Source organism: Longispora urticae, assembly GCF_053902585.1.
The window spans coordinates 149,576-170,834 of sequence record NZ_JAQZSH010000003.1; the positions used below are offsets into that span (position 1 = coordinate 149,576).

The window sequence follows — 21,259 nt, forward strand, 5'->3', positions numbered from 1 at the left end:
CGGGCCGGGCCGCTAGCCTGCGGCGCATGACGCTGAGGGTGACGAGGTTCGACGGTGAGTACGGGGCCCTCGCGGCCTGGACCGGGGACCCGGTGGAGGAGCTGCGGGCCCAGATCGAGGAGTACCACAGCGAGGACCGCGACACCTGGCTCGCCTGGCAGGACGACGCCGTCGTCGGGGTGCTGAACCCGTGGCGGCGCCCCGACGGCCGGCACACCCTGTACTTCGGCCCGACCCGCCCGGACGCCTACGCCCCGCTCGCCGGGGCCGTCCCCGGCGAGGTGTACGTGACCGTGCCCGTCGACGACGCGCCGCTGTTCGAGGGGCTCGGGTTCGTGGCCGAGCGGCGGGAGCACCAATATCTGGTGCCGGTGTCCGTGGTCGACGCCCCGGTCCCGGCGGGGATCGCGCTGGTCAGTGCCGCCGAGCTCGGGCTGGAGCTGATGGAGCTGGACTGCGCGCTGCGGGAGGACGTGCCCGGCGCGGCCGGCTGGCGGCCCGATCCGGTGTGGTTCCGGGAGGAGACCTGGGAGTCGCCGTTCTTCCGCCCGGAGTACTACCTGGTGGCCGTGGCGGACCGCGATCCCGGGGCCGCCCGGGACGCGGGGGCCGTCGGCGGCGCGCTGGCAGGTCGGGACCTGGTCGGGCTGGTCCGGGTCTGGGACGGACCGCGCCCCTTACCCCGGCTGGGCATGGTCGGCGTGCTCCCCGCGTACCGGCGGAAGGGTCTGGCTCTGGCTCTGGTGGGTGCGGTCTTCCGTGCCCTGCACGCGCGCGGGGTCGCCGAGGTGGCCTGCGAGGTCGACGAGACCAACACCGGCTCGAACGCGCTGTTCACGGGCCTGGGCGGCCGGGTGGTGGGCGGCGAGGTGGAACTCCGCCGCCCAGCCTGACCCGGCCCGGCCTATTTCGTCGGCGGGATCTGGAACATGTCGTGCAACTGGTCCCGCAGGCACTCCTCGCGGAGCTTCCCGCAGGTGCACAGGTGTTCGTCGGGGGGTGGCTGCGGGTGGTGCTCCTGGGTGGGCTCGGCCGCGACTTCTGAGTTTTTCGTCATCGCTGGACACCTCCTGGGCTCAAGACGTGTGCGGAGGAGGGATGTGACGCCACTATCGTGTACTTTGCGTCACCCACATCATGCCTGGCCGGAACGCCTGGCAGAGTGAGATCCACAAGACATCTACTAGACTGCTAGCTACTGGCTAGTAACATGGGCGGTGGCCAAGCACACAGCGGCGCGGGTTGACCCGTGCGGCCGTGCGCGAAAGGCTCACGTCATACCGGAGCTTAACGCTCGTTCAGCAGGAGGTCGTGTCCGGCGATGAAGATTGTCGTACTTGTGAAGCAGGTGCCGGATTCCGGCTCCGAGCGCAATTTGCGCGCTGACGACGCCACCGTCGACCGCGCGTCGGCGAGCAACGTCATCAACGAGATGGATGAATACGCCATCGAGGAGGCGCTGAAGATCGCCGAGGCGAACGGCGGGTCGGAGGTGACCCTCCTGACGATGGGGCCCGACAGCGCCACCGAGGCCATCCGCAAGGCCCTGTCCATGGGCCCCGACGGCGCGGTGCACGTCGTGGACGACGCGCTGCACGGCTCGTGCGCGCTCGGCACGTCGAAGGTGCTCGCCGCCGCCCTCAAGACCCTCGAGTTCGACCTGGTCATCTGTGGCGCGGAGTCGACCGACGGTCGGACCCAGCTCATGCCGCACATGCTCGCCGAGCGGCTCGGGATCCCGGCGCTGACCGGTGCCCGCAAGCTCACGGTCGAGGGCGCCACCCTGACCGCCGAGCGCCAGACCGACGAGGGGTACGAGGTCGTCCAGGCCACCGGCCCGGCCATCGTCAGCGTCTGGGACACCATCAACGAGCCGCGGTACCCGTCGTTCAAGGGCATCATGGCCGCCAAGAAGAAGCCCGTGAGCACCCTGTCCCTCGCGGACCTGGGCATCGGGGCGGACGAGGTCGGCCTGGCCGGCGCGACCAGCAAGGTGCTCGGCAGCACCAAGCGCCCGGCGCGCACCGGCGGCACCAAGGTCGAGGACTCCGGCAACGGTGGAGTCGACCTCGTGACGTACCTGACCGCCGAGAAGTTCGTCTGAGCCGGGGAGAAGGAAAAAGATGACTGAGGTACTCGTCGTCGTCGACGGCTCGACCGCGACCGGCGTCAAGAAGGTCACCCTCGAACTGCTGACGCTCGCCCGCACCCTGGGCACCCCGTCGGCCGTCGTGCTCGGCGCGCCCGGCACGGCCGAGGCGCTGGCCCCCAAGCTGGCCGAGTACGGCGCGGAGAAGGTCTACGTCGCCGAGAGCGCCGAGATCGACGGCCACCTGGTGGCCCCGAAGGCCACGGTGCTCGCGCGCCTCGTGGGCGAGGTCAACCCGGCCGCCGTGCTGATCGGCTCGACCCAGGAGGGCAAGGAGATCGCCGCCCGCCTCGCGGTCAAGCTGGACAACGGCCTGCTCACGGACGTCGTCAGCCTCGCGGCCGACGGCACCGCCCAGCAGGTGGTGTTCGCGGGCTCGACCATCGTGGACTCCCAGGTCACCCGCGGCCTGCCGCTCGTGACCCTCCGGCCGAACTCGCTCACCCCCGAGGCCGCTCCCGCCGCCGGCACCCTGACCCCGGTCGACGTGTCCGTCGACGCGGGCGCCCTGGGCGCCAAGGTGCTGGAGCGCAAGATCGAGGCCAAGGGTTCCCGCCCGGAGCTCACCGAGGCGAACATCGTCGTCTCCGGTGGCCGCGGCGTGGGCTCGGCGGAGAACTTCAAGGTCGTCGAGGACTTCGCCGACCTGCTCGGCGCGGCCGTCGGTGCCTCGCGCGCCGCGACCGACTCGGGCTTCTACCCGCACGCCTTCCAGGTGGGCCAGACCGGCAAGACGGTCTCCCCGCAGCTGTACGTCGCGCTGGGCATCTCCGGCGCGATCCAGCACCGGGCCGGCATGCAGACCTCGAAGACGATCGTCGCGGTCAACAAGGACGCCGAGGCGCCGATCTTCGAGCTCGCGGACTTCGGCATCGTGGGGGACCTGCACAAGGTCGTCCCGCAGGCCGGTGACGAGATCCGCAAGCGCCGCTCGTAGTCAGGTGTGACAGGTGGCCGGGAAGCACACGCTTCCCGGCCACCCGCCGTTCCGGGGACGCCGCCGGGGCAGGGGATGTCAGCGGGCGGCCGGGACGGGGGCCGCGTCCGGTGCGGGCGGGAGCGCTGGTCGCGAGTACCCGGATAAAGGGTTTTCGTTTGGCCTGTCCGGTCGGGTAGGGATGTGCCATGGACTTTCCCGAGGGTGGCACGCCGATCACGCACGAGGAATGCGACGCACGCTGGCGGGGGTGGACCCCCGGGGAGATCCACGACCGCCTCGCCGGGGTGACCGCGCCCTGGTACGTGGCCGCCGGCTGGGCGCTGGACCTCTTCCGGGGCGAGGTGACCCGCGAGCACGAGGACCTGGAGATCGCCGTCCCGCGCGGCTCGTTCCCCGAGATCCACGCCGCCCTGCCCGGCTACACCTGGGAGGTGCCCGGCGACATGCGGCTCTGGCCGTACGACGAGGCCGGCGACCACCCCGAGCTCCACCAGACCTGGCTCAGCGACCCGGCCACCGGACTCTTCCACCTCGACGTGTTCCGCGAGCCCCACGACGGCGGGCGGTGGGTGTGCCGGCGCGATCCGACGATCAGCCTCCCGTACCCGGAGATCATCGCCCTGACCGGCGACGGGATCCCCTACCTCATCCCCGAGCTGGTGCTCCTGTTCAAGGCGAAGAACGTCCGACCGAAGGACCAGAACGACTTCGACGGGGTACTGCCGCAGCTCGGCCCCGACCGGCGCGCCCGGCTCGCCGCCTGGCTGGGACAGGTGCACCCGGAACACGCCTGGTTGTCCGCGTTGTGATCCGCAACGGCGATCTCACCCGTCCGTAGCGCGCCGGAAACACTTTGCCCGCATTGTGAAGACATGAGCGAGCGAATCGGCGGCCCGGCGACCCGGGAGCCCGCGCCCGCCGGGAACAGCGAGGTGGGCGCGTGAGTCTCTGGCGGATCCGCACTGAGGTGGACGACCGGCCCGGACGGCTCGCGGCCCTGTCCCGGGCACTCGCCGACGTCGGCGGCAACATCCTCACCCTGACCGTGCAGGTCGACGCCGCCGGGGTCGTCGACGAGTTCATCGTCGAGACCCCGCCCGGGGTGTCCGGGGAGGCCGTCGGCACCGCGCTGCGGATCGCCGGCGGCCGGGGCGTCGTCACCGTGCCGGCCACCCGGCGCGACCTCGTCGACGAGCCCACCCGGGCCCTGCTGCTCGCCGGCCGGCTCGCCGCCGAGCAGCGCAACCTGCCCGACCTGCTGATGGAGCTCCTCCGCGCCGACGCCGCCCGCTGGCTCGCCGACGGGGAGGAGGCCGACCTGGTCGTACCCATCGGGCCCGCCCGGCACGTCGGCCTCACCCGCCGGCTGCCGTTCACGCTCACCGAGGCGGCCCGGGCCGAGGCGTTCGTCCGGCTGCTGCTGCTCGACGGCACCGCGTCCCGGGAGACCGTCTCGCTCGCCGACGGCACCCGGCTGCCCGTCCGGCTGCTGCACCCCGACGACCTGACCGAGGTGCAGGCCCTGCACCGGCGGTGCACCGCCGAGACCCGGCGGGCCCGGTACTTCGTCGCCCGCCGGCAGCTCACCGGACACATGTGGAAGGCGTTCTGCGACCCCGGCTGGGGCGCCACCTACCTCGTGCAGGCCGGGCAGCGGGCCGTGGCCCTGGCCCACCTCGCCTACACCCCCGAACCCGGGGTCGCCGAGCTCGCGGTGCTGGTGGAGGACGGTTGGCAGGAACGCGGCCTCGGCCGTTCCCTCGTCGCCATGCTCGTCGCCGACGCCCGCGACCGGGGCCTCGCCGAGCTCCGCGCGAGCCTGCTCGCCGACAACGTCCGGATGCGCCGGCTCCTCGTGGCGCACGGCGCGACCTTCGCGTACGGCGGCTCCGTGGTCGAGGCGCGAATGGGACTCGCGCGGGGGAGGGCCGCTGCCCGCTAGGCTGGGCGGCGATGGTTTACCTCGATCACGCCGCGACCTCTCCGATGCTGCCGGAGGTTCTGGAGGCGTACGTCTCCGCAGCCACCGCCGGCGGCAACGCCTCGTCCCTGCACTGTTCCGGCCGCAAGGCCCGCAGGCTGGTCGAGGAGTCCCGCGAGCGGGTCGCCGCCGTGCTCGGCGCCCGGCCCGGCGAGGTCGTGTTCACCGCCGGGGGCACCGAGAGCGACAACCTCGCCCTCAAGGGCATCCACTGGGCCCGCCGGGGCGAGGGCCGAAACCGGGTCGTCGCCAGCTCCGTCGAGCACAAGGCCGTCATCGACGCCGTCGAGTGGCTGGAGCGGCACGAGGGCGCCGAGGTGACGTGGCTCGACGTGGACGAGCTGGGCCGGGTACACCCCGAGGTGCTCGCCGCCGCCCTCGGCCCGGACGTGACGGTCGCCACCGTGATGTGGGCCAACAACGAGGTCGGCACCGTGCAGCCCGTCGCGGCCCTGGCCGCCGTCGCCCGCGCGGCCGGCGTGCCCCTGCACACCGACGCCGTCCAGGCCGTCGGGCAGCTCCCCGTCGACTTCGCCGCCAGCGGGGCGTCCGCGCTGACCCTCACCGGCCACAAGCTGGGCGGCCCGACCGGCGTCGGCGCGCTGCTCCTCGACCGCGACGCCGAGTGCACCCCCCTGCTGCACGGCGGCGGCCAGGAGCGCGACGTGCGGTCCGGCACCCTCGACGTGGCCGGGATCGTCGCCTTCGCCAGGGCCGTCGAGCTGGCCGGCGCGCGCCGGGAGATCTTCGCCTCCGAACTCGCCGTGCTCCGCGACGAGATGATCGACCGGATCCGCGACGCCGTGCCCTGCGCCCTGCTCAACGGCGACCCGGTCGACCGGCTGCCCGCCAACGTGCACTTCTCGTTCCCCGGCTGCGAGGGCGACGCGCTCCTCATGCTGCTCGACGCCCAGGGCATCGAGTGCTCCACCGGCTCCGCCTGCTCGGCCGGGGTGGCCCAGCCCTCGCACGTGCTGCTCGCCATGGGGGCCGACAGCGGGCGGGCCCGGTCCTCGCTGCGGTTCTCCCTGGGGCACGGCTCGGCGAAAACGGACATCGACGCGTTGGTGGCGGCGCTGCCCACGGCGGTGGAGCGGGCCCGGCGGGCGGGGAAGATCCGGCGCTGACGGGTACGGGCCCCCGTGGGCCGATCGGCGGTCGGCCGTGGTGCCCGGGGCCGCCGGGGACAGGGCTCTGTTCCGGGAGCCAGGGACTGCCGCTGAGCTGCGAGAACGGGCCTGGTTCCCGGCCCGGTGGACTCCGTCGAGCTGCCCGGTGGGCGGTCGGAACAGCCGGGTAACCTGAATGGCATGCGTGTTCTGGCTGCGATGTCCGGTGGGGTCGACTCGGCGGTCGCCGCCGCCCTGGCGGTCGAGGCCGGCCATGACGTGACCGGCGTGCACCTGGCGCTGGCGAAGAACCCGCAGACCTACCGGACCGGGGCGCGCGGCTGCTGCACCCTGGAGGACTCCCGCGACGCCCGCCGGGCCGCCGACGTGATCGGCATCCCCTTCTACGTGTGGGACATGGTCGAGGAGTTCCAGGAGGACGTCGTCGACGACTTCGTCGCGGAGTACGCGGCGGGGCGCACACCCAACCCGTGCCTGCGGTGCAACGAGAAGATCAAGTTCCACGCGGTCCTGGAGCGCGCCCTCGCCCTCGGCTTCGACGCCGTCGTCACCGGCCACCACGCCCGGCTGGGCGGCGACGGGCTGCTCCGCCGGTCCGTGGACGCCGGCAAGGACCAGTCCTACGTCCTCGCCGTGCTCAACCGGCACCAGCTCGACCGGTCGGTGTTCCCACTCGGGCCGCACACCAAGGCCGACGTCCGGGGGCTCGCCGCACAGCGCGACCTGGCCGTCGCCGACAAGCCCGACAGCCACGACATCTGCTTCATCGCGGACGGGGACACCCGCGGCTTCCTCGCCGAGCGCCTGGGCTCCCAGCCCGGCGACATCGTCGACTCGGTGACCGGCGACGTCGTCGGCGCCCACGACGGGGCGTACGCGTACACGGTCGGCCAGCGCAAGGGCCTGTCCATCGGCCGGCCCGCGCCCGACGGCAGGCCGCGCTACGTGCTGTCCATCACCCCCGTCACCAACACCGTCACCGTCGGCCCGCGCTCGGCGCTGGAAGTCACCACCGTGACCGCCGACCGGGCCGTGTGGCACGCCCCCGTCGAGGGGCCGTACGAGGTGCAGCTCCGCGCGCACGGCGAGGTCTACCCTGCGACTGTGACCACAGACGGCACCACCCTCACCGCGGTACTCGCCAGCCCCGCCTCCGGCGTCGCAGCCGGCCAGGCCATCGTGGTCTACCGGCCCGACCCGGCCGGCGACATCGTCCTCGGCTCGGCGACCATCACCGGCGCCCGGTGACCGGCTCGACGGGCGGGTGGGCCTCCGGGCCGCGTTCGCCGCTCGGGTCGGTGGAGCGGGCCGCGTTCGAGGCGATCGACCGGGAGCACGACGCCGTCGCGCAGCCGGGGGCTGGGGACGGCCGGGGGTTGCCGTGGGCTCCGGGGGCCGCGACCGGGATCGGGTCGCACCCCGGGTCGGCGATGGGCGACGCGCTCGGGGTCGCGTTCGAACTGCCGTTGCCGTACCTGCCGGAGTTGCCGGCGCGCGGCGCCGGGGCCGACATGCTCGGCCGGACCATGGGCCTGCTCGTGGACATGCCCGTCGAGCTGTACGCGGCCCGCTGGCAGCTCACCGGCCGGCCCGGCAGGGACGCGCGGCGCACCGCCGACTGGTGGGCCCGCGACCTCGACGCGTTCACCGTGGCCGCCGAGGGCTACACCGGGCCGCTCAAGGTGCAGGCCGCCGGCCCGTGGACCCTCGCCGCCAGCCTCCAGCTGCCCGTGGGCGGGGCGGTGCTCCGGGACCGGGGCGCGGTCCGGGACCTGGTCGACTCGCTCACCGAGGGCCTGCGCCAGCACGTCGCGGCCGTGTCCGCCCGGGTGCCCGGTGCGACCGTCCTCGTCCAGCTCGACGAGCCCTCGCTGCCGGCGGTCCTGGCGGGGCACATCGGTACCGAATCAGGCCTGGGGGTCTTCCCCGCCGTCCCCGCGCCCGACGCCACCGAGGCGCTCGCGCGGCTCGTCGCCGGGGTCGGCGCGCCGGTCGTCGTGCACTGCTGCGCGCCGGACGTGCCCGTCGCGCTGATCCGGTCCGCCGGGGCGGTCGGCGTCGCCCTGGACCTGTCGCTGCTCGGCAACCTCGACCCGCTGGGCGAGGCGCTCGACGCCGGCTTCGGGCTGCTCGCCGGGGTCGCGCCCTCCGTCGGCCGGGCCTCGTCGAAGGCCGCCGCCGACCGGGTCGAGGACCTGTGGAACAAGCTCGGACTCAGGCCGGCAGACCTGCCGCGCCAGGTCGTGGTCACGCCGACGTGCGGGCTGGCCGGGAGTTCGCCCGAGGTGGCGGACGCGACGCTGCGCGCGTGCGCCGAGGCCGCCAAGCGGCTCCTGGAACGCTAGGGGACCCAGCCGGTCTCGTGGTAGCGGCGGACCTGCCACCAGGTCTTCTCGTCGCACACCCCGGTCTGGTGCGCGAACGCCGCGTTGTGCACCCGGAAGAACCCGGACAGGTCCAGCCAGCTGTCCTGGCCCGCGCCGCTGTCCCAGTCGCCGGGCGGCAGCGCCACGTACCTCGGGCCGCGGCCCTGGTCCTGGCTCGTGATCTTCAGGACGTCGGCCCGGTCCTTGTGCGTCCGGAGCACGAGGCACGGCCGCTGCTCGGAACCCTCGCCGTCCGCGAAGGGCACGTCCGCCCACCAGATCTCGCCGGGCTGCGGGCCTTCGAGCCACGCGGGCCCGGGCGGACGGTCGTGCAGGTCGGGGGTGTTGTGGACCTCGCCCGTCCAGTGTGGTGGGGCGGAGGGCTGGCGGCGGCGCTGGTTCATGTTGACGATCAGGATGGCGGCCAGCCCGACGAGGAGTAGACAGATGACCGCAGCCGCGCCGGGATAGAGGTTGGACATGCGTACCTCCTGGGGTTTTCCCACTGTATGCCGGCGGGGCCTGGCCCGAAAGTGTCGTACGGGCCGACTAGCCTGGCGAAAAGAACCAGGGAGGTTGGGTTGACGTCTGAGCAGGCGGCGCGCGAGCGGCACAAGATTCTGGCCGAAGAGATCAATGATCATCGGTATCGCTACTACGTGCTGAACACGACCGTGGTCACGGACGGCGAGTTCGACGTCCTCCTCCGCGAGTTGGAGGGTCTGGAGGAGCAGTTCCCCGAGCTGCGCACCCCGGATTCGCCGACCCAGCAGGTCGCGGGGTCCTATGTCACCGAGTTCACCCCGGTGGAGCACGCCGAGCGGCTCCTCAGCCTCGACAACGCGTTCGACGACGACGAGCTGGCCGCCTGGGCGACCCGGGTCGAGCGCGACGCCGGCGGCCCGGTCACCTACCTGTGCGAGCTGAAGATCGACGGCCTCGCCGTCAACCTGACCTATGAGCACGGCCGGCTGACCCGCGCCGCGACCCGGGGCGACGGCCGGGTCGGCGAGGACATCACGCCCAACGTGCGCACCATCGCCGGCATCCCCGACCAGCTCACCGGCGACGCCCCCGCCCTGGTGGAGATCCGCGGCGAGGTGTATTTCCCCAGCGAGCAGTTCGCCGACCTCAACGCGCAGCTGGTCGAGCAGGGCAAGGTGCCGTACGCGAACCCGCGCAACACCGCCGCCGGCTCGCTCCGCCAGAAGGATCCCCGGATCACCGCGTCCCGCCAGCTCCGGATGATCGTGCACGGCATCGGTGCCCGCGAGGGCTTCACGCCGACCCGCCAGTCGGAGGCGTACGAGCAGCTGAAGGCGTGGGGGATGCCCACGTCCGAGCGGTGGAAGGTCGTCGAGGGGCTCGACGCGGTCCGCGAGTTCATCCGGTTCTACGGCGAGCACCGCCACGACGTCGAGCACGAGATCGACGGCGTCGTGGTCAAGGTGGACGAGGTCGACGTGCAGGGCCGGCTCGGCTCCACCAGCCGCGCGCCCCGATGGGCCATCGCCTGGAAGTATCCGCCGGAGGAGGTCAACACCAAGCTCCTCGACATCATCCCGCAGGTCGGCCGCACCGGCCGGGTCACGCCGCGGGCCATGGTGTCCCCGGTGCTGGTCGCGGGCTCGACCGTGGAGTTCGCCACCCTGCACAACGCGCAGGAGGTGGCCCGCAAGGGCGTGCTGATCGGCGACACGGTCGTGCTGCGCAAGGCCGGCGACGTGATCCCGGAGATCCTCGGGCCGGTCGTCGAGCTGCGGGACGGCTCCGAGCGTCCCTTCGTGATGCCCACCGAGTGCCCCGAATGCCACACGGAGCTGGCGCCGGCCAAGGAGGGCGACGTCGACATCCGCTGCCCGAACACCCGGGCCTGCCCCGGCCAGCTCCGCGAGCGCCTGAGCTACCTGGCGGGCCGCTCCGCCCTGGACATCGAGGTCCTCGGCTTCAAGGCCGTGGTGGCCCTGCTGGACTCGGGCGTGCTGACCAACGAGGGCGACCTGTTCGACCTCACCGAGGACAAGCTCCTGAGCTGCCCGTTCTTCGTGAACTCCAGCGGCAAGCGGGCCGGCCAGCTCGGCACCAACGCCACGAAGCTGCTGGTCAACCTGGACGAGGTCAAGGAGCGTCCCCTGTGGCGGATCCTGGTGGCCCTCTCCATCCGGCACGTCGGCCCGACGGCGGCCAGGGCGCTGGCCCGCGAGTTCCGCGACATCGACCGGATCGCCACGGCGGAGCAGGCCGAGCTGGCCGCCGTCGACGGGGTCGGCCCCCGGATCGCCGAGAGCGTCGTCGAGTGGTTCGCCGTCGAATGGCACCGCGAGATCGTGGAGAAATGGCGCACCGCGGGCGTCCGGCTGGCGGAGGAGGGTGGCGACGAGGGCCCCCGGCCGCTGGAGGGCGTGACCGTGGTCGTGACCGGCACCCTGGAGGGCTTCTCCCGGGACGGGGCGACCGAGGCCATCCAGGCCCAGGGCGGCAAGGTCACCGGGTCGGTGTCGAAGAAGACCGGGTTCGTGGTGGTCGGGGAGAACCCGGGCAGCAAGTACGACAAGGCGGTCGCCGCCAAGGTGCCGATCCTGGACTCAGACGGGCTGCGGGTGCTGCTCACCGACGGGCCGGACGCCGCCCGGGAGGTCGCGCAGATCGGGGAGCCCGGCGGTGAGACGGGGCCCGAGGTCGATGCGGTGATCGAGCCGGGGGAGTAGCTGGGACGGCAGGGCGCGGGTGGCTCGGCCCGACCGTCCGGGCGGGGGGTCGGGTTTGAGTGCTTGGTGGCTGGAGCTGCGGGGTTCGGGTGCGGTGGCTGGCTCCCGCTGGCCTGGGCCGTCAGGCTCCGGCTCCCGGCTCGGCCGCCCCCTCTGGCTCCCGGCCCCGGCTCGGTCCTCCAGCCTGCGGTTCCGGTTCCGGTTCCGGTTCCGCCTCCGGCTCGGGCTCGGGCCTCCGGCTCCGGCCCTGGCACGTCGGCTCGGCCTCGGCCTGCGGCGCCCGGCCCCCGCCTGCGACTTCCGGCCTTTGACCCCCGGCTCCGGCCCCGGCCCCGGCCCGGCACCGGCACCGGCCCCTGCCCGACTCCCGGCTCCGGCCTGCGGCTCCCGCCCCGGCCCGGCTCCCGGCTCCGGCCTACGGCTCCCGGTTCCGCCCTGGCCCCAGCCCCGGCCCCGCCCTGGCCCCGGCCCGACCCCCGGCTCCGGCCCGACCCCCGGCTCCGGCCTGCGGCTCCCGGTCCCGGTACGTCGGCCCGGCCCCGGCCTGCGGCTCCCAGCCCTCGCCCCCGGCCTACGCCCCTCGGTCTCAGCCCCCGGCGCCTCGCCCCCGGCGCCTCGCCCCGGCCTCAGGCGTAAGGCCGCCGGGTCGAAGGCCCGATTCCGCCCCCGAACAGGGTCCGCGGAAGATCCAATTGCGTGATCAAGTAACGAATTGGTGCATGTCTGTGTGAAACAGCTTGCGCAAGCAACGATTCGCGCACGTTCTGGCACGGCGATACACCCGCTCGGCCGCCAAGGGTGATACTCAACACAGACGCCGTTACCGCGCTCGTCCTGGTTGCGTTCAAGTATCCAGAAGCGAGCGCGGTGGGTCGCTGGGGGGCGATCGTCGAGCCAGCGTGGCCTCGACGGGGCTGATGGCGTCGGGAGGGGTGTATGGAGCCGACGTCATTGCGCAATTCAGCGCCGCCAGGGCGGCGTCTTGCATTCTTCGGCTACCTGGGCCTGGTCATTCTCGCCGCGATCGCCGTCGTCGTACCCGCGGCGCTCGAGCAGGGCACACCCCTGCTGTCGCTGCCGGGGACCTACTGGCTGATGTTCGCCCTGGCGTGCGCCGCCGACGCGCGCCCGTTCAACGCCACCGGACCACGCCAGTCTGTGGCCGTGTTCCCGTCGGTGTGCTTCGCCTTCGCGGCCCTGCTGATGTGGGGCCTGCCGGCCGCCGTGCTGATCCAGGCGTCGGCCACCCTGGTCTTCGCCTGGCGGATGCGCCACTCGTTCTGGCGTGGACTGTTCAACGTCGGCCAGTACACGCTGGCCCTCGCCGCCGCGTACGGGGTGCTCAGCCTCGCCCCCGCGATCCCGTTGCGCGACGGCACGGTCAACCGGCACGACGTCGTACTCCTCCTGCTGGCCTGTTCGGTGTGGTTCGCCGTCAGCCACGGCCTGGTGGCCACCGCCGTGTGGCTGCGGTTCGGCGGCTCCTGGCGGCAGACGCTCACCACGACGGTCGGCTCCGAGGGGCTGGCCGCTTTCGCGCTGCTGCTCCTCGGCCCGTTCCTGGTGGCCGCCGCGCAGACCAGCGGCTGGCTGATCCCGTTGATCGTCGTCCCGCTCTACGCGGTGTACCGCACGGCCCGGCTCTCCCAGGAACACGAGCGGCTGTCCCTGCTGGACCCGCTGACCGGGCTCGCCAACCGCAAGGCCCTGTTCACCGGCGTGGAGGAGGCGATCGCGGCGCTCCGCGAGGTGCCGAGCCACGCCCAGGACCGCCGGCTCGCGCTGATCGTGCTGGACCTCGACCGGTTCAAGCAGGTCAACGACGCGCTCGGCCACGCCGTGGGGGACCGGCTGCTGATCGAGGTCGGCCGCCGGCTGGCGACGTGCGTCCCCGCCGACGCGGTCGTCGCCCGGCTCGGCGGGGACGAGTTCGCGGTCCTCGCGCCCCGGATCACCGACGTCGAGGCGGCCCAGGCGCTCGCCAACACGATCTCGCTGGCCCTCAACGACCCGGTGCGCCTCGACGGCATGCCGCTCGATGTGGCCAGCTCCATCGGGATAGCGCTGTCCCCCGACCACGGCGAGGACTTCACGACCCTGCTGCGGCACGCGGACGTGGCGATGTACGACGCGAAGACCCGGGGCGACACCGTCGCCGTGTACGTGCCGGAGTCCGACCACAACTCCCCGGCCCGGCTCGGCCTGCTGGGCGACCTGCGGCGCTCCCTGGAGACGCCCGGCTTCGGCGAGGTCGCGCTGTACTACCAGCCCCAGGTCGACATGAGCAGCGGCGAGGTCGTCGGCGTCGAGGCCCTGCTGCGCTGGCGGCACCCGGTGCGCGGGCTGGTCAGCCCCGAGGAGCTGATCAAGGTCGCGGAGCACTCGGGCGTCATGCGCCTGCTGACGTACCGGGTGATCGACGAGGTGCTCGCCCAGCTCGCCCGGTGGGCCGTGGGCGGCATGCACCTGCGGGCCGCGATCAACGTGTCGGTCCGCGACCTGCACACCACCGACCTGGTCGACTACCTGGCGCAGCGGCTGGCGGAGCACGACGTGGCCGCCGACCAGATCCAGCTGGAGATCACCGAGGGCGCGCTGATGGCCGACCCGCGCCGGGTGCTCGCCACCCTGCAACGGCTCGACCGGCTCGGCGTCGCGCTGTCCCTGGACGACTTCGGCACCGGGTACTCGTCGTTGCAGCACCTCCGGCGGCTCCCGCTGTCCGAGGTGAAGATCGACCGGTCGTTCGTGCTCGGGATGAGTACCGACGAGGACGACGCGTCCATCGTGCGGTCCATCATCGAGCTGGCCGGGGCGCTGGGGCTGCGCGTGGTGGCCGAGGGCGTCGAGGACGAGCGGACGTGGCGGTGGCTGGTGGCGCACGGGTGCCACGTGGCGCAGGGCTGGTTCTACGCGCGGCCGATGCCGGCGGACGAGCTGCCGCGGTGGTTGGCGAAGTACCGGCCGCCGATGCTGTTACGGGCGGTGCCCAGTCAGCCCGAGGCGGCTTCCTGAGAAGGACCGGTTCGACGGGTACCGGGGATGCGGCGCGATCGAACTGAACCGTGGGCGGCGGGCTTCGTCCGGGGCGGGCACGGAGCACTGACGGTCGGGGCGGGCGGTGCGGAGCGCCGGTCGCCCCGGGGCACGGATAGCGGCGCGCCTTCCGGGGCGGCCGCCCCGCGCCTACCGAGGCGGCCGGCTTCGGAAAGGGCGCGCCGCACGGGGCGGGCCGGTGGCAGAATCACGCGATGCGCCCCGACGCCCTGCTGGCCGAGCTGGACCCGCTCCCGTTCCCCGCGCGGATGCGCCTGCTCGCCGAGCGCGCGCACCAGTTCACCGCGGACGGCACCCTCGCGGCACTGGCGGCCGGTGACCGGGAGGCACGGCGGAACGCCGTGTTCGTGGCCATGGTCGCCCGGCACCGCCCCACGATCGAGGGGGCGCTGCGGGACGCGGATCCGGTGGTCCGGGCGGCGGCGCTGGGGGCGTGCGGGCGGGTCGGCGTACCCGACGAGGTGTTGTCCGGGGTTCTCGACGACACGCCGGCCGAGCTGCGCCGCCGCGTCTACGCCGTGATCCGCTCCGGCCGCCGCACCGCCCTCGCCGAAGACCTGATCACAGGAACCCTCGACCGGTACGGGGACCGCGAGGCCGCCCAGCTGCTGCCCGCCTGCTCGGAGCCGGTGGTCCGCGCGTGGCTCCCCCGGATCGGGCACGCGGTCGGCTCCGGTGTCGCGCTCACCCACCGGTTCCCGGACGCGATGCTGGACGACGCGGAGCGCGCACTGGCCGCGCTCGGCGACGCGGACCGCCACGAGTGGTGGTCCCGGTACTGTCCCCGGGTGCTGGCCGCGAACCGGAGCCGGCCGTCCCGCGTCCTCGACCTGCTGGAACGCTACCTGCCGCCGAAGTGGCTGCCGTGGCGGTTCGTGGCGTTCGGCGCGCTCCTGACGGCCGAGCCGGCCCGGACCCTGGCCGTGCTGGCCGCCCCCGAGCGGCGGGGGATCTACCGGTACACGACCCTGCCGCGCCCGGTGCTGCGCGCCCTGGGCCGGCTGGAGCCCGCCCTGCTGGCCGGGTTCGCGGCGATGCTCCGGGAGCACCACCCGCGGCTCTGGGCGGCCGTGCTGGCCAGCCTGCCGCCGTCCCGCCGGGGTGAGCTGTTCGCCGCCGTGTCCGCGGGACGGGACGCAGCCGGGGCCGCCACCCCGGCAGCTCCCGGCACCGGGCCGGACGTGCCCGCCGCCCCTCTCCGCGACGCGCCGCCAACCGACCGGGAGGTTCCCTCCACCCTGCCCCGCGACGCGCCGCCAACCGACCCGGCCGTCCTCGCGGTCCTCCCGCACGCCGTCCGGGCCGCCGAGGCGCGCCGGATCCTCGCGCTGCCCCGGATCCGCGAGGACCGCGACGCCACTCTCCGCTACAGCGCCTACCTGCCCCTCGCCGACGCCCGCCCCACCCTGGAGCCCGAGACCCGGCACCCCGACGCCGACCGGCGCGCCGAGGCCTACGAGGCCCTGATCGCCTGCGCCGTCCGCGAGCGGCACCCGGCCGCGTTCACCGAGGTGCTGGCCGGCCTCACCCGGCTGCGCAACGAGCAGGACCCGGTGCGCGCCCGGGTGCTGGCCGCGATCGCCGCCGCACCGGCGGACCGATTCGGGGCCGGTGTGCTGCCGGTGCTCGACCGGCTGGTGGACGACACCCTCGCTGCCCGGGACGGCACCCGGGGCGCCCTCGGCGCTCTGGGCGCGCGCCTGTTCGGCACGGAACCCGCCTGGGCCGCGCGGACGTTCGAGCGGCTCTTCGAGTCCCGGTCCGTGCCCCACCTGGAGCCCCTCGACCGGACCCTGCGCCGGGGCCAGGAGCACGCGTTCTTCGCCGCCGTCGGGCCGTGGCTGGCCCGGGCCCTGGACCGGGACCACCCCGCGCCGCTGTTCGGGGTCGCCCGCGCCCTGGGCCGGCGCGGCTGGGCGGTGCCGGCGCTCGCCGAACTGCTCCGCCGGGCGGCAGACCCGGACCAGCCGCACAGAACACAGGCCGTCACGTTGTACCTGGCGGACCCGCGCGCCCGTTCCGCCCGCGTCGAGGAGGTACTGCGCGCCGACACCTCCTCGGTGACCGTCCCCGCCGTGTGGCGGGCGCTCTGCCACCGCCGCCAGGACCTGCTCGACGTGGTGCTCGACCGCGCGCCGGAGGGGCGGTACCTGGCCCGGGGCGCGCGCTGGGTGCCTCCGTACCCGCTGGCCGTGGAGCGGTGGCTGCCCCGGCAGCGGCGCGCGTACGCCGACCTCCTCGCCAGGGTCGCGGCGGACGCCGGACGGCCGGGGGACGAGCGGGTGGCGGCGCTGGGCGCGGCGGCCCGGATCCCGGAGTACGGGCTCCCGGTGCTCGGCGCGTACGTCGACTCCCCGGACACCCGGCTCGCGGAGGCAGCGCTCGGCGGGCTGATCTGGACGGACCGCCCGGCCGACCACCTGCCCCTCCTGCTGTCCCGGGCGGACACGGACCAGGCCCGGGTCGCGGTGTACGCCGCCGCCCGCGCGGTCCGGTTCGCCCGGCCGTCGACCCTGCCCGCCACCCTCGGCCCGGTGCTCGCGGGAGGCTTGAAGGTGACCAGCCGCAAGGAGGCGGCGCGCCTGCTGGGCCGCGACGCCCGGTCCGCCGGCCTGCCGGCTCTCCTGGCGGCCTGGGAGGCCGAGCGGCACCGGGACGTCCGGCACGCGGTGGTCGGGGCCGTGGCGGGCCTCCTGGACGACGAGCGCGCCTGGCGGGTCACCGACGCCGCCCTGGCCGAGGATCCCCTGGTCGCGGCGGCCGTACTCGCCCCCGCCCCGCACACCCTCCCGGCACGCCACCGCTCCCGCTACGCCCAGCTGGTCCTCCGCGCGACCCGGGCCGCCGACCCGGTACTGCGCAAGGCCGCCTGGGCGGTCCTTCCCGCCTGGGCCGGGCACCTCCCCGACCCCGGCACCGCCGCCACGGCGCTCGTCGACCACCTCGTCGACCTCGACCGGCGCACCGACTGGCCGGAAGCCGCCGGAGCCCTCGCCGCCCTGCACAGGTCCGGGCTGGCCGGCCCGGCGCTCCTCGACGCCACGGAACGGCTCCTGGCGCTGGAGCACCACGTACCCGTCGAAGGTCGTGATCTTCCCGCCCGGCGACGGCTGGTCAGCCTCGCGGCCCGGCTCGGCGACCGCCCGAACCCCGGCACCGGCCGGGAAGCGACCCTGGCCGTGGCGGCGAGGCTGGCGGAGACCCGCGACTGGCTGCCCACGGCCGTCGACCTGGTGCACGGCGAGCTCCGGTTCACCGCAGACCCCGACACGCTGGCCGCGGACCTGGCGGAACTCGCCGACCTGGTCCGGGACCGCCCGGTGCTCGCGGCCAGGCTGACCTTCGACACGGCGACCACGGCCCCGCCGGCCACCCTGGTCGACGTCGCGACGAGGCTCGCCGCCCGGGGCGACCTGGCCGGAGGACTCTTCGCGGTCCACCTGCTGGTCGCCGGCGCCCGTACCGCCTGGACGGCCGAGGCCCGCGGCGTGCTCGCCGCGCTGCGGGCCAGGCAGGAACCGGACGTCCGGGACGTGGCACTCGCCGCCGCCACCGTCGGGGAGTAGCCGACATCTGCCGGTAACAGGCCGGCGAATAGAATCGTTCGGTTCGAGCAGGACTACGTGAGGAGCGAGTCGATGACCGCCATCTCCCGCGAGGAGGTCGCGCATCTCGCGCGCCTCACGCGGCTAGCTGTGACCGATGAAGAGTTGGACATGTTCGCCGGTCAGCTGGACGTGATCCTGCAGTCCGTCGCCCGGATCGGTGACGTCGCCGCCGACGACATCCCGCCCATGTCGCACTCGGTGCCGCTGACCAACGTGTTCCGCCCCGACGAGCCGCGCCCCGGCCTGACCCGGGCGGAGGCCCTGTCGGGCGCCCCGGACCAGGCCGAGGACCGGTTCCGGGTGCCCCGGATCCTGGACGAGGAGTAGACACGTGAGCCTGATCAAGAAGACGGCCGCGGAGCTCGGCGCGCTGATCGCCTCCGGCGAGACGTCCTCGCTCGAGGTCACCCGGGAGCACCTGGGCCAGATCTCGAAGGTCGACAAGCGGGTGCACGCGTTCCTGCACGTGGACATCGAGGGCGCGCTGGCCGCCGCGAAGGCCGTGGACGCCCGCCGCGCGGCCGGCGAGAAGCTCGGCCCCCTCGCGGGCGTGCCGATCGCGGTCAAGGACGTCGTCACCACCAAGGGCATCCCCACCACCGTGGGCTCGAAGATGCTGGAGGGCTGGAAGCCGCCGTACGACGCGACGCTCGTCGAGCGCCTCAAGGCCGCCGGCACGGTGATCCTGGGCAAGACGAACATGGACGAGTTCGCGATGGGCTCCTCCACGGAGTACTCGGCGTACGGCCCCACCTTCAACCCGTGGGACCTGACCCGGATCCCGGGCGGCTCCGGCGGCGGCTCCTCGGCAGCCCTGGCCGCCTACGAGGCCCCGCTCGCGATCGGCACCGACACCGGCGGCTCGATCCGCCAGCCCGGCGCGGTCACCGGCACCGTGGGCGCGAAGCCGACCTACGGCGGCACGTCCCGCTACGGCCTGGTCGCGTTCTCCAGCTCCCTGGACACCCCCGGCCCCTGTGCCCGCACGGTCCTCGACGCGGCCCTGCTGCACGAGGTGATCGGCGGTCACGACCCGCGCGACTCCACGTCCATCCCGGTCCCGGTGCCGCCGGTGGTCGAGGCGGCGCGGCAGGGCATGTCCGGCGACCTGACCGGCGTCAAGCTGGGCCTGGTCAAGGAGTTCATGTCGGCCGAGGGCGCGGAGCCCGGCGTCGTCGCCGCGTTCCACTCCGCGGTCGAGGCGCTCACGAAGCTCGGCGCCGAGATCGTCGAGGTGTCCTGCCCGCACTTCGAGTACGCGCTGCCCACCTACTACCTGATCGCCCCCAGCGAGTGCTCCTCGAACCTGGCCCGGTTCGACGGCGTCCGCTACGGCCTGCGCACCGGCGACGACGGCGTGCACAGCCTGGAGGAGGTCATGTCGCTGACCCGTGAGGCCGGCTTCGGCCCCGAGGTGAAGCGCCGGATCATGATCGGCGCGTACGCCCTGTCCAGCGGCTACTACGACGCCTACTACGGCCAGGCCCAGAAGGTCCGCACCCTGATCACGCGGGACTTCCAGGCGGCGTTCGGGAAGGTCGACGCGCTCATCTCGCCGACCACCCCGTTCGTGGCGTTCCAGCTCGGTGCCCGGATGGCCGACCCGTCGAGCATGTACCTGGCGGACCTGTACACGATCCCCTCGAACCTGTACGGCGGCCCGGCCATCTCCGTGCCGTGCGGCCTGTCCGAGGGCCTGCCCGTCGGGCTCCAGGTGATGGCCCCGACCCTCGCCGACGACCGGATGTACCGGGTCGCCGCCGCGCTCGAGTCCACCATCGGCACCCTGACCCCGCCGGAGCTGTAGAGATGACGACTGTCGAAGAGGTCACGAAGGCGTACGAGCCGGTCTTCGGGCTGGAGACCCACGTCGAGCTGGGCACCCGTACCAAGATGTTCTGTTCCTGCCCGACCGAGTTCGGCGCGGAGCCCAACACCCAGGTCTGCCCGGTGTGCCTGGCGCTGCCGGGCGCGCTGCCGGTGGTCAACGCCGTCGCGATCGAGTCCACGATCAAGATCGGCCTGGCCCTGAACTGCTCGATCGCCGAGTGGTGCCGGTTCGCGCGGAAGAACTACTTCTACCCGGACATGCCGAAGAACTTCCAGATCAGCCAGTACGACGAGCCGCTGTGCTTCGACGGCTACCTGGACGTCGAGGTCAACGGCGAGACGGTCCGGATCGAGATCGAGCGCGTGCACATGGAGGAGGACACCGGCAAGACGCTGCACCTGGGCGGGGCCACCGGCCGCATCCACGGCGCGACGTCCTCGCTGGTCGACTACAACCGGGCCGGCATCCCGCTGATCGAGATCGTGACGAAGCCGGTCGCGGGCACGGGCGCGATGGCCCCGGAGGTCGCGAAGGCCTACGTCACCGAGCTCCGCGACGTGCTGCGCGCCCTGGGCGTGTCCGACGTCCGGATGGAGCAGGGTTCGCTGCGCTGTGACGTGAACACCTCGCTGAACAAGCCGGGCGAGCCGTGGGGCACCCGGACCGAGGCGAAGAACGTCAACTCGCTGCGGTCCGTCGAGCGCGCCGTGCGCTCGGAGATCATCCGCCAGGCGGAGATCCTCGACAACGGCGGGAAGATCAAGCAGGAGACCCGGCACTTCCACGAGGACACCGGGGTCACCACGCCGGGGCGGAGCAAGGAGGAGGCGACGGACTACCGGTACTTCCCGGAGCCCGACCTCGTCCCCGTCACCCCCGACGCCGCCTGGATCGAGGAGCTGCGCGCGGGCCTGCCCGAGCAGCCCCGCCTCCGCCGGCTGCGGCTCCGCGACGAGTGGGGCATCAACGAGCACGACATGCAGTCCATCCTCAACGCCGGCGCGGTGGAGCTGATCGCGGCGACCATCGACGCCGGCGCGGGCCCGGACGGCGCGCGCAAGTGGTGGATGGGCGAGCTGGCCCGGCGCGCCAACGAGTCCGGCGTCGAGCTGGACGCGCTGGGCGTGACCCCGGCGCACATCGCCGAGCTGGTCGAGCTCACCGACGCGGGCAAGCTGAACGACAAGCTGGCCCGCCAGGTCCTCGAGGGCGTCGTCGCCGGCGAGGGCACCCCGACGGAGATCATGACCGCCCGGGGCCTCGGGGTGGTGTCCGACACCGGTGCGCTGCTGGAGGCCGTGGACGCCGCCATCGCCGCCAACCCGGACGTCGCCGACAAGATCCGGGGCGGCAACCAGGGCGCGGCCGGCGTGCTGATCGGCGCGGTCATGAAGACGACGGGCGGCCAGGCCGACGCGAAGACGGTCCGGGCCCTCGTGCTGGAGCGGCTCGCCTAAGTTCAAGATCGTTTGATGGTTACGAGGTGCCG

Annotated in this window: 16 protein-coding genes; 14 read left to right on the top strand and 2 right to left on the bottom strand. The window is 73.7% G+C overall.

What is annotated here, in order from left to right:
- Positions 1 to 26: 26 nt before the first annotated feature.
- A complete protein-coding gene (locus PT931_RS02330; protein ID WP_456244037.1) occupies positions 27 to 893 on the top strand; it encodes a GNAT family N-acetyltransferase in 867 nt (288 codons plus the stop codon).
- 11 nt (positions 894 to 904) lie between these two features.
- Here PT931_RS02330 and PT931_RS02335 read toward each other — a convergent pair whose 3' ends face one another.
- Positions 905 to 1,057, bottom strand: a complete 153-nt coding sequence (locus tag PT931_RS02335; RefSeq protein WP_363730006.1) for a hypothetical protein — start codon at positions 1,055 to 1,057, stop codon at positions 905 to 907.
- Between the two features lie 264 nt (positions 1,058 to 1,321).
- On the opposite strand from PT931_RS02335, the gene PT931_RS02340 reads away from it, so the two are divergent.
- From PT931_RS02340 to PT931_RS02370, 7 genes are all read left to right on the top strand, one after another.
- Entirely contained in the window at positions 1,322 to 2,104 is a 783-nt protein-coding gene (locus PT931_RS02340; protein ID WP_456244038.1) for an electron transfer flavoprotein subunit beta/FixA family protein, read from the top strand.
- 19 nt (positions 2,105 to 2,123) lie between these two features.
- Positions 2,124 to 3,086 (top strand): electron transfer flavoprotein subunit alpha/FixB family protein, encoded by a 963-nt coding sequence (locus tag PT931_RS02345; protein ID WP_456244039.1) that lies wholly within the window; start codon positions 2,124 to 2,126, stop codon positions 3,084 to 3,086.
- Between the two features lie 188 nt (positions 3,087 to 3,274).
- Positions 3,275 to 3,898 (top strand): nucleotidyltransferase domain-containing protein, encoded by a 624-nt coding sequence (locus PT931_RS02350; RefSeq protein WP_456244040.1) that lies wholly within the window; start codon positions 3,275 to 3,277, stop codon positions 3,896 to 3,898.
- A gap of 131 nt (positions 3,899 to 4,029) precedes the next feature.
- The gene (locus PT931_RS02355; protein ID WP_456244041.1) at positions 4,030 to 5,031 is read left to right on the top strand and encodes a GNAT family N-acetyltransferase; all 1,002 of its coding nucleotides are present in this window, start codon (positions 4,030 to 4,032) and stop codon (positions 5,029 to 5,031) included.
- Positions 5,032 to 5,042: 11 nt separating this feature from the next.
- Positions 5,043 to 6,197 (top strand): cysteine desulfurase family protein, encoded by a 1,155-nt coding sequence (locus PT931_RS02360; protein ID WP_456244042.1) that lies wholly within the window; start codon positions 5,043 to 5,045, stop codon positions 6,195 to 6,197.
- 183 nt (positions 6,198 to 6,380) lie between these two features.
- Positions 6,381 to 7,448: a tRNA 2-thiouridine(34) synthase MnmA gene (mnmA, locus tag PT931_RS02365; protein ID WP_456244043.1), complete on the top strand. Its 1,068-nt coding sequence runs from the start codon at positions 6,381 to 6,383 to the stop codon at positions 7,446 to 7,448.
- A gap of 182 nt (positions 7,449 to 7,630) precedes the next feature.
- Positions 7,631 to 8,545: a methionine synthase gene (locus PT931_RS02370; RefSeq protein ID WP_456244072.1), complete on the top strand. Its 915-nt coding sequence runs from the start codon at positions 7,631 to 7,633 to the stop codon at positions 8,543 to 8,545.
- On the opposite strand, the gene PT931_RS02375 is transcribed toward PT931_RS02370, so the two are convergent.
- Positions 8,542 to 9,048, bottom strand: coding sequence for a type II toxin-antitoxin system PemK/MazF family toxin (locus tag PT931_RS02375; protein ID WP_456244044.1), 507 nt, complete (start codon positions 9,046 to 9,048; stop codon positions 8,542 to 8,544). The genes PT931_RS02370 and PT931_RS02375 overlap by 4 nt on opposite strands.
- A 27-nt stretch (positions 9,049 to 9,075) precedes the next feature.
- On the opposite strand from PT931_RS02375, the gene ligA reads away from it, so the two are divergent.
- The 6 genes from ligA to gatB all read left to right on the top strand — a co-directional run bounded on the left by ligA (position 9,076) and on the right by gatB (position 21,227).
- Complete coding sequence (ligA, locus tag PT931_RS02380) at positions 9,076 to 11,274, top strand: NAD-dependent DNA ligase LigA (RefSeq protein WP_456244045.1); 2,199 nt, start codon at positions 9,076 to 9,078, stop codon at positions 11,272 to 11,274.
- Positions 11,275 to 12,210: 936 nt separating this feature from the next.
- Complete coding sequence (locus PT931_RS02385; RefSeq protein WP_363729988.1) at positions 12,211 to 14,289, top strand: putative bifunctional diguanylate cyclase/phosphodiesterase; 2,079 nt, start codon at positions 12,211 to 12,213, stop codon at positions 14,287 to 14,289.
- A 236-nt stretch (positions 14,290 to 14,525) separates the two neighbouring features.
- Positions 14,526 to 17,897, top strand: coding sequence for a hypothetical protein (locus PT931_RS02390; RefSeq protein WP_456244046.1), 3,372 nt, complete (start codon positions 14,526 to 14,528; stop codon positions 17,895 to 17,897).
- Between the two features lie 72 nt (positions 17,898 to 17,969).
- A complete protein-coding gene (gatC, locus tag PT931_RS02395) occupies positions 17,970 to 18,266 on the top strand; it encodes an Asp-tRNA(Asn)/Glu-tRNA(Gln) amidotransferase subunit GatC (RefSeq protein ID WP_456244047.1) in 297 nt (98 codons plus the stop codon).
- Between the two features lie 4 nt (positions 18,267 to 18,270).
- Complete coding sequence (gene gatA, locus PT931_RS02400; protein ID WP_456244048.1) at positions 18,271 to 19,746, top strand: Asp-tRNA(Asn)/Glu-tRNA(Gln) amidotransferase subunit GatA; 1,476 nt, start codon at positions 18,271 to 18,273, stop codon at positions 19,744 to 19,746.
- Between the two features lie 2 nt (positions 19,747 to 19,748).
- Complete coding sequence (gene gatB / locus PT931_RS02405) at positions 19,749 to 21,227, top strand: Asp-tRNA(Asn)/Glu-tRNA(Gln) amidotransferase subunit GatB (RefSeq protein WP_456244049.1); 1,479 nt, start codon at positions 19,749 to 19,751, stop codon at positions 21,225 to 21,227.
- Positions 21,228 to 21,259 lie beyond the last annotated feature (32 nt).

What these genes read in the sequence shown, in the direction of transcription:
- PT931_RS02360 (WP_456244042.1), top strand. Translation starts at nt 5,043, where the DNA reads ATGGTTTACCTCGATCACGCCGCGACCTCTCCGATGCTGCCGGAGGTT.
- PT931_RS02375 (WP_456244044.1), bottom strand. Translation starts at nt 9,048, where the DNA reads ATGTCCAACCTCTATCCCGGCGCGGCTGCGGTCATCTGTCTACTCCTC.
- ligA (WP_456244045.1), top strand. Translation starts at nt 9,076, where the DNA reads ATGCCGGCGGGGCCTGGCCCGAAAGTGTCGTACGGGCCGACTAGCCTG.
- PT931_RS02345 (WP_456244039.1), top strand. Translation starts at nt 2,124, where the DNA reads ATGACTGAGGTACTCGTCGTCGTCGACGGCTCGACCGCGACCGGCGTC.
- PT931_RS02385 (WP_363729988.1), top strand. Translation starts at nt 12,211, where the DNA reads ATGGAGCCGACGTCATTGCGCAATTCAGCGCCGCCAGGGCGGCGTCTT.
- PT931_RS02335 (WP_363730006.1), bottom strand. Translation starts at nt 1,057, where the DNA reads ATGACGAAAAACTCAGAAGTCGCGGCCGAGCCCACCCAGGAGCACCAC.
- PT931_RS02330 (WP_456244037.1), top strand. Translation starts at nt 27, where the DNA reads ATGACGCTGAGGGTGACGAGGTTCGACGGTGAGTACGGGGCCCTCGCG.
- mnmA (WP_456244043.1), top strand. Translation starts at nt 6,381, where the DNA reads ATGCGTGTTCTGGCTGCGATGTCCGGTGGGGTCGACTCGGCGGTCGCC.
- PT931_RS02340 (WP_456244038.1), top strand. Translation starts at nt 1,322, where the DNA reads ATGAAGATTGTCGTACTTGTGAAGCAGGTGCCGGATTCCGGCTCCGAG.
- gatB (WP_456244049.1), top strand. Translation starts at nt 19,749, where the DNA reads ATGACGACTGTCGAAGAGGTCACGAAGGCGTACGAGCCGGTCTTCGGG.
- PT931_RS02350 (WP_456244040.1), top strand. Translation starts at nt 3,275, where the DNA reads ATGGACTTTCCCGAGGGTGGCACGCCGATCACGCACGAGGAATGCGAC.
- PT931_RS02390 (WP_456244046.1), top strand. Translation starts at nt 14,526, where the DNA reads ATGCGCCCCGACGCCCTGCTGGCCGAGCTGGACCCGCTCCCGTTCCCC.
- gatC (WP_456244047.1), top strand. Translation starts at nt 17,970, where the DNA reads ATGACCGCCATCTCCCGCGAGGAGGTCGCGCATCTCGCGCGCCTCACG.
- PT931_RS02370 (WP_456244072.1), top strand. Translation starts at nt 7,631, where the DNA reads ATGGGCGACGCGCTCGGGGTCGCGTTCGAACTGCCGTTGCCGTACCTG.